The organism is Nitrospirillum iridis (genome assembly GCF_014205765.1).
Lineage (GTDB): Bacteria > Pseudomonadota > Alphaproteobacteria > Azospirillales > Azospirillaceae > Nitrospirillum > Nitrospirillum iridis.
The window spans coordinates 370,686-384,873 of record NZ_JACIIZ010000003.1 but is presented as its reverse complement, the minus strand read 5'-3'; the positions used below and the strand labels follow the sequence as shown (position 1 = coordinate 384,873).

At 67.7% G+C, this 14,188-nt stretch carries 10 protein-coding genes; 3 read left to right on the top strand and 7 right to left on the bottom strand.

All coding sequences use genetic code 11. The annotated features are described in order from the left end of the window. The first annotated feature begins 114 nt into the window (after nucleotides 1-114). Nucleotides 115-1,365, top strand: coding sequence for an SGNH/GDSL hydrolase family protein (locus tag FHS74_RS06935; protein ID WP_184798827.1), 1,251 nt, complete (start codon nucleotides 115-117; stop codon nucleotides 1,363-1,365). A 170-nt stretch (nucleotides 1,366-1,535) separates the two neighbouring features. Here the strand turns inward: FHS74_RS06935 and FHS74_RS06930 are convergent, their stop codons facing one another. Continuing rightward, the gene (locus FHS74_RS06930; RefSeq protein WP_184798825.1) at nucleotides 1,536-1,910 is read right to left on the bottom strand and encodes a hypothetical protein; all 375 of its coding nucleotides are present in this window, start codon (nucleotides 1,908-1,910) and stop codon (nucleotides 1,536-1,538) included. A 127-nt stretch (nucleotides 1,911-2,037) separates the two neighbouring features. Continuing rightward, nucleotides 2,038-4,008, bottom strand: coding sequence for a sigma-54-dependent Fis family transcriptional regulator (locus FHS74_RS06925; protein ID WP_184798823.1), 1,971 nt, complete (start codon nucleotides 4,006-4,008; stop codon nucleotides 2,038-2,040). Nucleotides 4,009-4,257: 249 nt separating this feature from the next. On the opposite strand from FHS74_RS06925, the gene adh reads away from it, so the two are divergent. Both adh and FHS74_RS06915 read left to right on the top strand, forming a co-directional pair. Next, nucleotides 4,258-5,778, top strand: coding sequence for an aldehyde dehydrogenase (gene adh / locus FHS74_RS06920; RefSeq protein ID WP_184798821.1), 1,521 nt, complete (start codon nucleotides 4,258-4,260; stop codon nucleotides 5,776-5,778). Continuing rightward, nucleotides 5,778-6,203 (top strand): DUF779 domain-containing protein, encoded by a 426-nt coding sequence (locus tag FHS74_RS06915; protein ID WP_184798819.1) that lies wholly within the window; start codon nucleotides 5,778-5,780, stop codon nucleotides 6,201-6,203. Before adh ends, FHS74_RS06915 begins: the two co-directional genes overlap by 1 nt. Before the next feature lie 21 nt (nucleotides 6,204-6,224). On the opposite strand, the gene FHS74_RS06910 is transcribed toward FHS74_RS06915, so the two are convergent. From FHS74_RS06910 to FHS74_RS06890, 5 genes are all read right to left on the bottom strand, one after another. Beyond that, nucleotides 6,225-8,195 (bottom strand): MacB family efflux pump subunit, encoded by a 1,971-nt coding sequence (locus FHS74_RS06910; protein ID WP_184798818.1) that lies wholly within the window; start codon nucleotides 8,193-8,195, stop codon nucleotides 6,225-6,227. Between the two features lie 4 nt (nucleotides 8,196-8,199). Beyond that, nucleotides 8,200-9,447 carry an efflux RND transporter periplasmic adaptor subunit gene (locus FHS74_RS06905; RefSeq protein WP_184798816.1) on the bottom strand — a complete coding sequence of 416 codons (1,248 nt, stop codon included), beginning with the start codon at nucleotides 9,445-9,447 and terminating at the stop codon, nucleotides 8,200-8,202. Next, nucleotides 9,447-11,027, bottom strand: a complete 1,581-nt coding sequence (locus FHS74_RS06900; protein ID WP_184798814.1) for an efflux transporter outer membrane subunit — start codon at nucleotides 11,025-11,027, stop codon at nucleotides 9,447-9,449. The genes FHS74_RS06905 and FHS74_RS06900 overlap by 1 nt, the downstream gene beginning before the upstream one ends. Before the next feature lie 168 nt (nucleotides 11,028-11,195). Further along, nucleotides 11,196-12,509, bottom strand: a complete 1,314-nt coding sequence (locus FHS74_RS06895) for an APC family permease (RefSeq protein ID WP_184798812.1) — start codon at nucleotides 12,507-12,509, stop codon at nucleotides 11,196-11,198. Nucleotides 12,510-12,654: 145 nt separating this feature from the next. Further along, nucleotides 12,655-14,169 (bottom strand): S10 family peptidase, encoded by a 1,515-nt coding sequence (locus tag FHS74_RS06890; RefSeq protein WP_184798810.1) that lies wholly within the window; start codon nucleotides 14,167-14,169, stop codon nucleotides 12,655-12,657. Between the last annotated feature and the right edge of the window lie 19 nt (nucleotides 14,170-14,188).

Here is a 14,188-nt window from a genome sequence, read left to right as displayed (position 1 = left end):
GCCGATATTGATTTCTTTATATAAAGGTTATTGAAGATAATTTTTCGGCTATCCGCGCACTTCGGTGCCCTGTGACCGCCGATAAGAACGAAAGACAACGGGGAGGAAAAATCCATGCGGCGATGCCTGACCTGCACCGTGCTGCTCACGGCCGGCTTCTTCATGACGCTGTCCCCATCGGCCGGTGCCCGGGCCGATGCCCCTGGCACCTGGGTAACGACCTGGGCGTCCAGCCCCTCCCTTCCCATTGAGAAATTGCCGCTGCCGTTCTGGAAGCCCGCGCCGGACCTTCAGGGCACCGTGCGCTACACGGTGCGTGTCAGCGCCGGCGGCGATCAGATCCGCATCCGGCTGTCGGCCGAAACACTGCCGCAGGATCTGATCATCGATCATGCGACCGTCGCCCTGGCGGATGACCAAGGGCAGATGCTGCCAAAGACCCTCCGCCACATCACCTTCGCCGGCCAGGCCAGCGCGCGCGTGCTGGCCGGCGCCCCGCTGTTGAGCGAAGCGATAGACATGCCGGTCAGTGCCGGCGGCGTGCTGGTGGTGAGCCTGCACCTGCCCCAGCCGGTCACCATGCCGCAAGCGGACAACAACCACCACACCGACGTGCTGCCCGGCGACGACCAGACGGAGGCCCCCACCCTGCCCGGCGCACGCGCGGAAGATGCGCGGGAAATCGTTTCGGCCATCCTGGTCCGCTCCGACGCACAGGCCCGGACCATCGTGGCGTTCGGCGATTCCATCACCGACGGCTTCGGCGCCAAGGATAGGCTGATGCGCGGCTGGCCGGACCAGTTGGCGGCGCTGCTTCGCGCCCGGGGTATCCGGAACATCGGCATCGCCAACTCCGGCATCGGCGGCAACCGCATCCTGCGCGGGGAGGTGGGGCCGTCGGCGCTGGCCCGGTTCGACCGGGACGTGCTGGCGACGCCCGGCGTGACCGATGTCGTCCTGCTGGAAGGCATCAACGACCTGGGACTGAGCGGCCTGCCGACCTTGCGCACCAGCGCCACGCATCCCACCGTGACGGCGGAGGACATCATCGACGGATACAGCCAACTCATCGCCCGGGCCCGGGCGCGGCACGTGGCTGTGCATGGCGCCACCCTCACGCCGGCCCTCGGCGCCACCCTGCCCGGCTATGCGACACCGGAGAAGGAGGTGATCCGACAGAAGATCAACCACTGGATCCGCACCAGCGGCGCGTTCGACGACGTGATCGATTTCGATGCCGCCGTCCGGGACCCCGGCCATCCCGATCATATCCGGCCGGAGTACGATTGCGGCGACCATCTGCATCCATCCGACGCGGGTTACCGCGCCATGGCGGAGGCGGCGCTGGCCATCCTCGCCCCCTGAGCGCGGCGCCCTTGGTGGATAGGACAGTCTGGCTGGAACCGGCGGTGCAGGGTGCAGCGGTGCACGCCAGTTCCCAGGCGGCGGCGCTGACGTTACCGTGATGCTGGGTCAGCCAGCGCCATCTCTATGGTGATGACGGAATTATGACCGTTTTTATATTTTTTATAAAACTATAAATCTCCATATTCGACCCAGCCACCACCAGATTTCCAGAACTCCAAGGGCCTAACTATTTTCATGTCGTGCCGCGCGAGATGCTTCGCAACGATATCCGCGAAGCCATCAAGACAATTCCGATCTGTTTTTCCCCAATCAAATATTGGTCTAAAATTAATATGAAAGTCATAATCCGGAAAATCCGGATCATCAGCCTCAGATATTTTTATAGTTAGACCAAGCGCTTCCCCACTCACATATCTTCCCCCTTGATAGCTTTCACTGTCTCTACATTTGTAAGAAATTACACCAAGAATGATAAAAACTTCCTTAGAAAAAAAATGGAGATCTTTTTTTGATTTTGACTTTACAAAAATGTTTCCGAACATGTTCCTGCCCCTTGACAGAAAAACGCAATAATTCTCGAGCCAATCAGCACTGTTCGCGGCCTAAAACCACCAACATTCAGACTGCCACCTAGCGCGGTAGTTCCCTGCCGACAGATTTAATCGTGGATCAAAGGCTTCGCGCCTGTTCTGCCAACCGGCGGTGCAGGGTGCAGCGGTGCACGCCCAGTTCCCGGGCAGCTGCGCTGACATTACCCCGGTGGCGGGCCAAGGCCTGGCGGATGGCATCTTCCTCCCGCGCCTTGAGGCTGGAGGTGGGGTGCACCGCCTGCCCCTCGCCGCCCCCCAAGACGGCCGTTCCCGCAAGAGGCTCCTCCAACTCCGCCGGCAGGTCGGCCGGGGCGATCAAGGTGCCTGTGGGTGACAACGCCACCAAGGTCCGCAGCAGGTTGGCCAGTTCGCGCAGGTTGCCCGGCCAGTCGTGGCGGCGCAGCCGGTCGCGGGCGGCTGGGGCCAGGCGGATGCCCCGGTCGCCGGCGCCGAAGGTCGTCATCAGCGCATCGATGATGCTGTCCAGTGGGCGCTGGCGCAGGGGGGGCAGCGTCACCACCAGGTGCTTCAGCCGGTAATAGAGGTCGGCGCGGAAGGTGCCGGCGGCCACGGCGGCGGCCAGGTCGCGATGGGTGGCGGCGACCAGACGGAAGTCCACCTTCACCGGCCGCCCCCCCACCGGCGTCACCTCGCCATCCTGCAGCACGCGCAGCAGGCGGGCCTGCAGCGCCGGCGGCATGTCGCCGATCTCATCCAGGAACAGAAGGCCGCCGTCGGCCTGGCGGATCTGGCCGCGATGACCGCCGCGCCGGGCGCCGGTGAAGGCGCCGTCCTCATAGCCGAACAGTTCCGATTCCAGCAGGCCTTCCGGAATGGCGGCGCAATTGACCGCCACCAGAGGCGCCTGCGCGCGGGCACCGGCCGCGTGGGCCGCGCGCACGAACACCTCCTTCCCCGTGCCGGTTTCCCCCTGCAGCAGGATGGGAATGCCGGCGTTCAGCGCCAGGATGGCGCGGTCCAGCAGCGGCCGGGTGGTCGCGTCCCACAGGATGCCATCCCTGCCCATGGTCTGAGGGGCGGCGGCCGGCGTCGGGGTGCGGGCCGGACGGCGGACCGGTGGCCGTTTCAGGGGCCGCCCGCGCGCGGGCGCGGTGACGCGGGCGTGCAAGGGCCGCCCACCGTCCCGGGGGCGCAAGACCCCCTCCCCCGGCGCCAACGCGCCATCCAGCACTTCATCCAGCCGGGTATCGCCGATGGCCTCCGCCCCCAGGCCCAGCATGGCCAGGGCCGCCGGACTGGCGGCCCGAATGACGCCGCCGTCCACCGCCAGCAACCCTTCCTGAGGTGTGCCCAGCCAGCCGGGATGGGCATGCAGGCGCACCAGCAATTCATGCCCAGCCGCCGCCTGGACCGCCCAGCGATGCTCCAGATGGGCCACGGCCAGGCTGGCCAGCGCGCGGGCGTCGGGTCCCTGGGTGGTTGACGGCCACTGGCGCATGTCGCCCGACAGGTCGATCACGCCGGCCAGCGTGCCATAAGGGTCCATCACCGGCATGGCGGTGCAGATAAGGAAGGCGTTGTCGGTCAGGTAATGCTCCGGCCCGCGCACCTGGATCAGGGTACGCTCCGCCAGCGCCGTTCCCACGGCGTTGGTACCCTCGTCATCCTCCCCCCAACCGGCCCCCGGTTGCAGGGATACGCGGCGGGCGCGACGCACGAAACCACCCTCTCCGCGCGCGTCCAGGATCAGGCCCCGGTCGTTGGTCAGCAGCACCATGCCCCCCAGGTCGCGCATGGCCTGGTGCAGGGTGTCCAGCTCAGGTGTCGCAAGACGCATCAGGGTATTGTGCCGCTCGCGCAGCGCCGCCAAGTCGGCCCGCGACAGCGGATCCTGGTGGGCGGGGCGGTCGGCGCGCAGGCCACGATCGGCGCAACGCCGCCAGGAGCGCACGATCACTGGCGGAATGGGCGCGTCATCCAAGGTCGGCCACAGGCCGCCGGGGTCCAAGGTCGGCGACAGGCCACCGGGGTCCATCAGCCGTTCGCGTGCGCTGGCCAAAACCGCCGCCGGAACCGGAGCGTTCACCATCGCGGTCCTCCCGTTTGTCGCGACAGGTGTCGCGGCGACTGTCGCATGGTGCGACAGGTCCGGCACCCGTCTTCGCGATGAAGCATGGGACAGATGGCCCCTGCCCGCAACAGGACCTTGGTGGCATGCCGTAAGCGGTTGATCATGCTGGATTTGGCGGGACGGTTCCCGCCGTGGCACGCCCCTTGCCAATACCACCTTCGCGAAAACCGCCCGCATGAGGCGCAAAATAGCTGGAGGACACGTTACATGGCCAAGATCGCGCCCGGACAGTACGGCAGCCCGGTGTCGTTCAAACCCCGCTACGGCAACTTCATCGGGGGCGAATGGGTACCGCCGGCGTCCGGACAGTATTTTGTGAACACCACCCCCATCACCGGCCAGCCCCTCTGCGAGGTGCCCCGGTCGAACGCGGAGGATATCGAGCGCGCGCTGGACGCGGCGCACGCCGCCAAGCGCGCCTGGGGCCGCACCTCCGCCGCCGATCGGGCCCGCGTCCTGGAACGGATCGCCCAACGCATCGACGACAACCTGGAAACCCTGGCGACGGCGGAAACCTGGGACAACGGCAAGCCCATCCGCGAGACGCGCGCCGCCGACATCCCCCTGGCCGCCGATCATTTCCGCTATTTCGCCGCCGCCATCCGCGCCCAGGAAGGCGGGATTTCGGAGATCGACCACGACACCGTGGCCTATCACTATCATGAGCCCCTGGGCGTGGTGGGCCAGATCATCCCCTGGAACTTCCCCATCCTGATGGCGGTGTGGAAGCTCGCCCCAGCGCTGGCCGCCGGCAACTGCGTGGTGCTGAAGCCCGCCGAACAGACCCCCCTCAGCATCCTGGTGCTGGTCGAACTGATCCAGGACCTGTTGCCCAAGGGGGTGCTGAACGTGGTCAACGGCTTCGGCGTGGAGGCCGGCAAGCCCCTGGCCAGCAGCGCGCGCATCGCCAAGATCGCGTTCACCGGTGAGACCACCACCGGCCGCCTGATCATGCAGTACGCCTCGCAGAACCTGATCCCGGTGACGCTGGAACTGGGTGGCAAGTCGCCCAACATCTTCTTCGATGACGTCGCGGCGCAGGACGACGCCTTCCTGGATAAGGCGATCGAGGGCTTCGTCATGTTCGCGCTGAACCAGGGGGAGGTCTGCACCTGCCCCTCGCGCGCCCTGATCCAGGAAAGCCTGTACGGCCGTTTCATGGATAGGGCGCTGGCCCGCGTCCGGGCCATCAAGCAGGGAAACCCGTTGGATCCCGACACCATGATCGGCGCCCAGGCCAGCAGCGAACAATTGGAGAAGATCCTCTCCTACCTGGACATCGGCAAAAAGGAAGGGGCCAAGGTGCTGGCCGGCGGCGGCCGGACGGAACTGTCGGGCGATCTGGCCGGCGGCTTCTACGTCCAGCCCACGGTGTTCGAGGGCAACAACCGCATGCGCATCTTCCAGGAGGAGATTTTCGGCCCCGTCGTGGCCGTCACCACCTTCAAGGATGAGGAAGAGGCGCTGCACGTCGCCAACGACACGCTCTATGGCCTGGGCGCCGGGGTATGGACGCGGGACATCAACCGCGCCTACCGCTTCGGGCGGGAAATCCAGGCGGGCCGGGTGTGGACCAACTGCTACCACCTGTACCCGGCGCACGCGGCCTTCGGTGGCTACAAGCAGTCCGGCATCGGGCGGGAGAACCACGCCATGATGCTGGAGCATTATCAGCAGACCAAGAACCAGCTGATCAGCTACAGCCCCAACGCCCTGGGCTTCTTCTGATGACCGGCCTGGAGAGCCAGGCCGTCACGGACCCCGGACCATCTGAAAAGGTGGTCCGGCCCACCGTGGTACGCGTCGACGCGACCCCGGCGGCGCTGGATCTGATCAAAAGGCTGGAGGCCCGCCACGGCCCCCTGCTGTTTCACCAGTCCGGCGGCTGCTGCGACGGCAGCGCGCCCATGTGCTACCCCCGCGGCGAGTTCATGGTGGGCGACAGCGACGTGCGGCTGGGGGAGATCGGCGGGCAGCCCTTCTACATGGGCAAGGCGCAGTTCGAGTATTGGCGGCATACCCGCCTGACCATAGACGTGGTGCCCGGCCGGGGCGGCATGTTCTCCCTGGAAGGGCCGGAGGGCCTGCGCTTCCTCACCCGGTCGCGCCTGTTCACGGATGAGGAGAACAGGGCGCTGGAAGCGGCGGGCTGAAGGGAACCCGCCGCCACCGGTTCAGTCGCGGGCCAGCGCCACCACGGGGTCCAGCCGCGAGGCGTTGCGCGCGGGCAGATAGCCGAAGACCACGCCGATGAGGGTGGAGCAGAGGAAAGCCGCGACCATGGACGCCGGCGAGTAGACCATGGTGAAGCCGGTGTCCAGCACGGCGAACAGGGCACCGAAGCCCAGGGCCACGCCCACCCCCAACAGGCCGCCGATCAGGCAGACCAGTACCGCCTCGATCAGGAACTGCTGCAGGATGTCGTGCCGGCGGGCGCCAACGGCCATGCGCACGCCGATCTCGTTCACCCGCTCCGACACCGACACCAGCATGATGTTCATGACGCCGATGCCGCCGACGATCAGCGAAATCACGGCGATGGACGCCACCAGCAAGGTCAAGGTCTGTGTCGTGCTGGTGATGGTCTGACGGATGTCGTCGGTATTGAGCACCGTGAAATCCTTGCTGCCATGGCGCTGCGTCAGGAAGCTGGTGGCGGCCTGTTCCGCCAGGCTGGTGGACACCTCGTCGGCGACCAGCACGGTGATGCTGCGCAGCGTGCGATCCCCCAGGAAGCGCGTCTGGACCGTGGTGTACGGCAGATAGACGGACAGATTCTGGCTGGAACCGAAACCGTTCTGCTGCGCCTTGGTCACGCCGACGATGCGGCAGGGCACCGTGCCGATGAACACGACCTGCCCCAGGGGGCTGACGGCGCCATCGCCGAAGAAGGTCTTGCGGGTGTTGTCATCGATCACGACCTCCAGCGCCATGGCGTGGCGGCTATCAGCGTCGAAAAAGCGGCCCTGCGACAGCTTCAGGCCCTTGGTGGCGAAATAGCCCTCACCCACGCCATTCACCTGGGCGGTGGCCTCGTCCGCCCCATACCGCACGGTGCGGCTGGTGGAAACGGTGGGGGTGACGGCGGCGACGTAGGGCTGTTTGGCCAGTTCATCCGCGTCGGCCACCACCAGGGTGGTCACCCGGCCGGAGCGGGGGTCGCCCAGGCTTTTGCCGGGAAAGATTTCCAGCGTGTTGGTGCCCAGGCTGGCGATGTTCTCCAGCACCTTCTTCTGCGTGCCCGTGCCCAGGGCCACGACGCACACGACCGAGGCGATGCCGATGATGATGCCCAGCATGGTCAGGAAGGTCCGCAGACCATGGACCCGCATGGCGTGCAGCGCCATCAGGAACGCCTCGTTGAAACGATCCACATAGGCCCGCCAGGGGGTGGCGAGACGGGCCGCCGGTTCCGCCGTCATGCCGCCCGGCCCCATGGCGGCGACGGGCGCCGGCCGGGGCGTGCGCCGGTCGGCGACGATGGCGCCGTCCCGGATCTCGATGATGCGTTCGGCGCGGTTGGCGATGGCCATGTCGTGGGTGACGATGATGATCGTCTTCCCCTCGGCATGCAGCTCATCCAGGATGCGCAGCACCTCGTCGCCGCTTCGGCTGTCCAAGGCGCCGGTGGGTTCGTCCGCCAGGATGACGTTGCCGCCGTTCATCAGCGCGCGGGCGATGGAGACGCGCTGCTGCTGTCCACCCGACAGCTGGCCCGGCCGATGACTGGCGCGGTCGCGCATGCCCAGCCGATCCAACAGGTCCATGGCCCGGCGTTGGCGGTGTTCCGAGGCCGCCCCGGCGTAGATCGCCGGGATCTCCACGTTGCCCACCGCCGTCAGTTCCTTCATCAGCTGATAGCGCTGGAAGATGAAGCCGAAGCCCTCGCGGCGTAGCGCGGCGAGTTCGTCGGGCGCCAGCGCGCCCGTCTCCCGGCCGGCATAGCGGTAGCTGCCGCTGCTGGGCCGGTCGAGGCAGCCCAGGATGTTCATCAGCGTGGACTTGCCGGAACCGGAAGCGCCGACGATGGCCACCATCTCGCCGGCATCAATCGTCAGATTGACGTTCTTCAGCACCGTGATCATGCCGTCGCCCGAGGGAAACTGACGGCAAAGGTCGGTCAGGACGATGAGGGGAACCGTCATGGCATCAGAACCCCGGCCCGCCGCCGCCACCGGGGGGCGGACCGCCCCCACCGCCCGGAGGCGGCCCCATCATCATGGAGGTGTTGGTCTTGGCGTCGCCGCTAAGCTCGCCCGTCACCACGCGCTCCCCCTGTTTCAGGCCGGACTTCACCTCGGCCGTGACCTTGTTGTTCAGGCCGATCTCCACCCGCCGGGGGGTGATCTGGCCTTGGCTGTCCATGACGCGCACCATGTGGGCGCCGTCCGGTCCCTTGGCCAGGGCGGAGGATGGCACGGTCAGCACGCCCTTGGCCTGGCCCAGGACGATGTGCACCTCCGCTGTCATGTACGTGCGCAGGCGCCCCTCCGGATTGGGGATGTTGAACAGGCCGTTGTAATAGATGGCCGTCGAACTGGAGGATGATGAGGAGGATGAGCTGGTCGACGAGCTGGAGGTGATGCTGCTGTCGCTGGTGATGCTTTCCGGCGCCGGCTCGATGGAGGTCAGCGTCGTGTCGTAGCGGTGATCCCGGTCACCCAGGATGGTGAAGTACACGGGCCGCCCCGGCGCCACCCGCACCACGTCGGCCTCCGAGATCTCCGTGCGCACCGTCATGGTGTCCAGCTGGCCCAGGATGACGATGGTGGGGGCCGATTGGGCGGCGTTCACCGTCTGGCCTTCCTGGGTCACGATGGACAGCACCGTGCCGTCGATGGGTGCGGTGATCTGGGTATAGCCCAGGTTGATGGCCGCCGTGCTGACCGCCACCTCGGCCTCCACGATCTGGGCGTCCAGCGACTTGATCTGGGCCTTGTACTGCGCCACATCGGACTCGGCGGATTGCAGGTCGGCCTGGGACACGGCACGCAGCGGTGTCATGGCCTGCTGCCGGGCTAGCGTCTGCTGCGCCAACGTCAGCGCGGCCACCTTCTCATCACGCTGGGCGCGAACGCTGGCCAGCGCCGCCTGCTCCGTCTTCAGGTTGTTTTCCTGGGTGGTGCTGTCGATGGTCGCGACAAGATCGCCCTTGGCCACCCGCTGGCCCAGCGCCACCTTCAGCGCGGTGACGCGGCCCGTGGCCTGGGACCCCACGGCCACCAGGCGCGCGGGCTTCAGCTTGCCATTGGCCAGGATGCTTTCCTCGACATCCCCCACCATGACGGGTGCCGTCATGAAGGCGGGCGGCGATGGCCGGAACAGGAAGGACTTGGCGGCGAAGCCGGCACCGGCCAAAGCCAGGACACCACCGGCGATCAGGATGCTTTTCTTCATCACCGCCCCCCTTCCGTCTTGGTGGCGGGGGCGGTGGCGGATACGGGGGTGGTGGGCATGGCGGATCCAGAGGCAAGCGCGATGTTCGACGGGGTTGCGGCGGGCGGATCGGCGTCAATGGCGCCATCCCAGCCGCCGCCCAGCGCCTTGTTGAGGGCGATATAGTCGCTGGCGATGGCGGCATCGCTCTGGACCAGGGAGTCTTCAGCGGAGTACTGGGAGCGCTGGGCCTCCAGCACCTCCAGGAAGCTGGTGTTGCCGACCTTGTACAAGGCCAGCGCCAAGTCGGCCGCCCGGCGATAGGCGGTGGCGGAGACGGCCAGGCGCTCGTTGCGCGCCCGTTCCTTGGCCAGGGCCACCAGCGCGTTCTCCACATCCTCCAGGGCGGTGAGCACCGTGCTGCGGAGGGTGATGGCGTACTGGTCGCGTTGCGCGACCGCCACATCCACCGCCGCCTCCAGTTGGCCGCCCTGGAACAGGGGCACGTTGAGGGTGGGGCCGAAGGACCAACCGATGGCTGATCCCTTGGCCAGGTTGCCCGCCTGGGCGGCGGTGGTGGTGACGCTGCCCGTCAGGCTGACACTGGGATAGCGCGCGGCCTCCGCCTCGCCGATCTTGGCGGTATATTGGGCCAGGCGCCGCTCCGCCGCGCGCACGTCGGGACGGGCGGACAGGATGTCCGCCGGTATGCCGGCCGGCAAGGCCGTGGGCGCCTTGGGGATCGTCCCAGCCCCGGCCAAAACCTGGGTCAGCGCCCCTGGCTCCCGGCCCAGCAGGATTCCCAGGCGGTGCACCGCCTCGGCGTAGGAACTTTCCAACGCCTGGATCTGCGCCTCGGTGCTGGCGGCCTGGCCTTCGGCGCTGGCGGCGTCGGTGGCGGCGAGCGCGCCGGTGTCGAACTTCACGCGCGTCAGATCCGCCGTCTCGCGCTGGGCGGCGGCCGTCCGCCGGGCCAGGTCCAGCCGCGCCTGATAGCCCCGTGCCTCCACGTAATAGGCGGCGACATCGCCCACCAGGGTCAACAAGGTGTCGCGCAGATCCTCCTCGGTCGCGGCCAGGCCATAGCCCGCCGCCTCCACCGCGCGGCGGTTGGCGCCGAACAGGTCCAGTTCCCAACTGGCGTCGAAGCCCAGCTGGAACTGGTTCGCGACATCGCTCTGCCCGACCAGGCTGGACGTGGTGCCACTGGCGCTCTTGCTGCGGGTATAGCTGCCGGAGCCGCTGAGGGTGGGCAGCAGAGCGCCACCCGCCTGGCGATAGCTGGCCCGCGCCTCACGGATCTTGGCCTTGGCCGAGGCGACGTCCAGATTGCCCTGCACCGCCTTCTCCACCAGGGTGTCCAGCAGCGGGTCATCCAGCCGCTGCCACCAGCGCGACAGCGCCAACGCGCCCGTGGTGGCGGGCGATCCGTTGGCCCATTCGGCCGGTACCGGCTGCTGGGGCGGACGATAGTCCGGCCCGACGGCGCAGCCGGCCGCAAGCAAAGGGCTGAGGAAAACGAAGGGCGCCACCGCGCGCGAAAGGCGGACGGCGTAAGCGCGTGCCCGCCCCAAGCCGGGCACCAGGTGTCGTGATGTCATATGGGCATCGGGAGAAGTGAACTAGACCGTGGAGCTACACGGCGGCTCGTCCGGATTCCGTTGCCGCAAGTGGAAAATTTGTCGCTGCAGCGATCCGCCGCGCGGGGCCAAGGCTCCGCCCGCTGTTGGCACGCGGGCGAAGGGGGCCGGCTGTCGGGACGGTGCGGGTTACCCGGCGTTGGTGGCGACGGGCCGGCGCTGGGTCTGGAAATAGTAGGCCAGGCCCAACGCCAGCCAGACCAGCAGCAGGGCATAGGGCCGCCAGTCCGTGCCGAAGCCCAAGCCGGCGATAATCAAGGCGGCCAGCATGCCCAGGGCCGCCAGCGCCTTCACCAGGGCCGGACTGAAGCGCAACCGGGCCTGGGCCCGCACCTCCGGATGCCGGTCGGCGACGTTGTAGGCGGCCAGGCACGAGCCGAAATACTTCAACATCGTCGGCACGTTGATGGACAGCAGCAGGAACAGGAGGCTGTCGGGCAGGAGCAGGCCGGCGCAGGAAGCCAGGAAAGCGACGCAGGTCGCCACGTGCGGCGTGCCGAAGCGCGGGTGGATGCGGCCCAGGGGAGCCGGCAGCACGCCACTCGCGCCCATGGCGTAGAGGAAGCGGGCATAGACCAGGAAGATGGCGTTCATCGACTTGATCAGCGCCGCCACCGCCGCCGTGACGATCAGCGGCGTGGCCCAGCGGCCCAGCGTGGTTTGCGCCACCAGCAGCAATGGGGCCTTGGCGGCCCCCAGTTCCGCCGGTCCCACGACGCTGAGCGCCGTGAAGCTGACGGCGACATAGACCACCACGGTCAGCAACAGGCCCAGCGCGATGCCCCAGGGCACCACCGTCTTGGCGTTTTTGACCTCTTCCCCCACCTCGGTGGCGGTCTCTATGCCCAGGAACAGTTGGATCATCAGCGGTAGGGCGGCCAGGATGGGCGTCCAGCCGCCGGTCACCGCCTCCACGAACAGCTGGGGCTTCATATAGGGAACACCGCTGACCACCAGCACGGCGAACAGGGCCAGCAGCATGATCATCAGCACCGTCTGCGCGCGCGCCGCCACCGCCACGCCCCGGTAGTTCAGGGCGAAGATCAGGGTGAACAGGCCCAAGATAACCGGCGCCGCCGGCAGGGGCAGCACCATGCCCAGATAGTTCATCAGCACCCGGCCCAGCACGATCATGACCACGGCGTTGCTGAGCACCCGCAGCCAGACGATGGCGAAGGCGATGAGGGGATGGCTGAACTGCCGCTGCCATTCGTAGGAGGCGGCGGTGCGCGGCACGGCGGAGGCCATGTAGGCATACACCAGGGCGAACAGCACCATGGGCAAGGCGGCCAGGCCCGCCGCCACCAGGATGCCGGCGCCGCCCAGCTGGGTGGCGGGCCCCAGGACGGAGAAGATGGCGGCGCCAATGGCGGTGCCCGCCCCCAGCATCACCAGGTCGATCAGGGTGACGCCCTGCTTCAGGCCGGCTTTGGTGTCGCTCATGGGCAATAAACCAATCCTAAATTTGCTCGACCAACGGCATAACCATGCCGTTGCAGGATGCGACCGCGTCCGCCGGAGCGAGCACCGCAGGGCGCAGCGAGGAAGCCAAGCGGCCGAATGGCCGCGCCCGGCGCTTGAGGGAACACTACTTGCTCAGGAAGGCGCGGACATCGCGCGCCAGGGCCGCCCGCGCCTCGTTCCCCAGATAGGGCATGTGGCCCGAGGGGTAGAGGTGCGTTTCCGTACGGTCCTGGGGAATGCCGGAATGGGCGACCGTATAGGCGGCGGAGCCCAAGGTGGTCACCAGATCATAGTAGCCGGCGCCGATCATGACCCGCAGGCGCGGGTTGCGGCGCATGGCCGTGGCCAGGTCCTTCGCATGGTTGGCGTAGATGGGCACGCCTGGCCCCTGGCCGTAGTCCCAGGGGCCGTTGACCGCGCGGAAGGCGATGGGCTCATACGCCTCGGGCAGACTGACGCCCAGATCGTGGCGGATGTAGTCGTTGAAAGCGCCGACGAAGCCCGGCACGTACTGACCCATGGCCGGGTCGTCGGCCACCGGGTCCTTGCCGCTGCCGGCCAGCGGCAGGGTGTAGCGGCCATCATAGGCGCCGACCTCCTGCCCACCTTCCGCCAGCAGTTCATGGGCGAAGGTGGTGGAGGTGATGCGCAGATCGTTGGCACGGATGACGGCCGACGACAGGCCGGTCAGCGTGGCCAACTGGGTGGTCACCGCCTCACGCTCCGCCTCCGGCAGGGTATTGCCGGCGTAAAGCGCCTTGAGGTAGCGGTCGGACGCGAACGCCTGGGCGGCGGCCACCTGGCCCTGCGGCGTGCAGCCAGCCGGACCCTTGTGGTGATAGCAGGCGGTGGCGGCCAGGGTGGGCAGGGCCGTGAGGGCGCGCGCATCCTCCCCGCCCGAACCCGACATGTCCATGGCCTGGCCCAGCAGGATGATGCCGTTGAGCGTCAGGCCATCCATGGTGCCGGTGGCCATGGGACCGCCGGCCAGCAGGCGGGCGACCACGGCGGCGCGAATGGTGCCGTAGCTCTCCGACATCAGGAACTTGGGCGCGTTGCCCCGGTCGTTCTCCCGCGTCCACCGCTCGATGATCCCCACCGTCATCTGCGCGTCCTGGGCCGTGCCGTAGAACTGCTCCGGCTTGCCGTCGGGCAGGATGCGGCTGTAGCCGGTGCCGGGCGGGTCGATCAGGACGATGTCGGCCACATCCAGCGGGCTATCCGGGTTGTCCACCGTGTGGAAGGGCGGCGTGGTGGGCGGATGCACGGGATCGGCGAAATCCACCCGCCGGGGACCGACGAAGCCCATGTGCAGCCACAGGCTGGCGGAGCCGGGGCCACCGTTGAAGACGAAGACCACCGGCCGCACCGTGCCCTTGGGCAGGTCGGTGCGGACATAGCTGGTGGTGAAGACGCTGGCCGTCTTCTGCCCGGCGGCGTCGGTCAGGATGGTTTCCGCCACCGTCGCCCGGTAGCGCAGCGTCCGCCCGTTGAAGGTGCCGGTGTGCTCGCTGCTGAACACGCGCGGTGCCGCGGCGGAGATGGGCCCCCCGCCCGCCTCCGCCGCCGGGGCCCCGCCCGTCAACGCCAGGCCCGCCAGCACCACCCCTGCCATCAACGCCGTTTTCATCGTGCCCATGATCGCTCCCCCATCTCCG

What these genes read in the sequence shown, in the direction of transcription:
- FHS74_RS06910 (WP_184798818.1), bottom strand. Translation starts at nt 8,195, where the DNA reads ATGACGGTTCCCCTCATCGTCCTGACCGACCTTTGCCGTCAGTTTCCC.
- FHS74_RS06925 (WP_184798823.1), bottom strand. Translation starts at nt 4,008, where the DNA reads ATGGTGAACGCTCCGGTTCCGGCGGCGGTTTTGGCCAGCGCACGCGAA.
- FHS74_RS06890 (WP_184798810.1), bottom strand. Translation starts at nt 14,169, where the DNA reads ATGGGCACGATGAAAACGGCGTTGATGGCAGGGGTGGTGCTGGCGGGC.
- FHS74_RS06895 (WP_184798812.1), bottom strand. Translation starts at nt 12,509, where the DNA reads ATGAGCGACACCAAAGCCGGCCTGAAGCAGGGCGTCACCCTGATCGAC.
- FHS74_RS06930 (WP_184798825.1), bottom strand. Translation starts at nt 1,910, where the DNA reads ATGTTCGGAAACATTTTTGTAAAGTCAAAATCAAAAAAAGATCTCCAT.
- adh (WP_184798821.1), top strand. Translation starts at nt 4,258, where the DNA reads ATGGCCAAGATCGCGCCCGGACAGTACGGCAGCCCGGTGTCGTTCAAA.
- FHS74_RS06915 (WP_184798819.1), top strand. Translation starts at nt 5,778, where the DNA reads ATGACCGGCCTGGAGAGCCAGGCCGTCACGGACCCCGGACCATCTGAA.
- FHS74_RS06905 (WP_184798816.1), bottom strand. Translation starts at nt 9,447, where the DNA reads ATGAAGAAAAGCATCCTGATCGCCGGTGGTGTCCTGGCTTTGGCCGGT.
- FHS74_RS06900 (WP_184798814.1), bottom strand. Translation starts at nt 11,027, where the DNA reads ATGACATCACGACACCTGGTGCCCGGCTTGGGGCGGGCACGCGCTTAC.
- FHS74_RS06935 (WP_184798827.1), top strand. Translation starts at nt 115, where the DNA reads ATGCGGCGATGCCTGACCTGCACCGTGCTGCTCACGGCCGGCTTCTTC.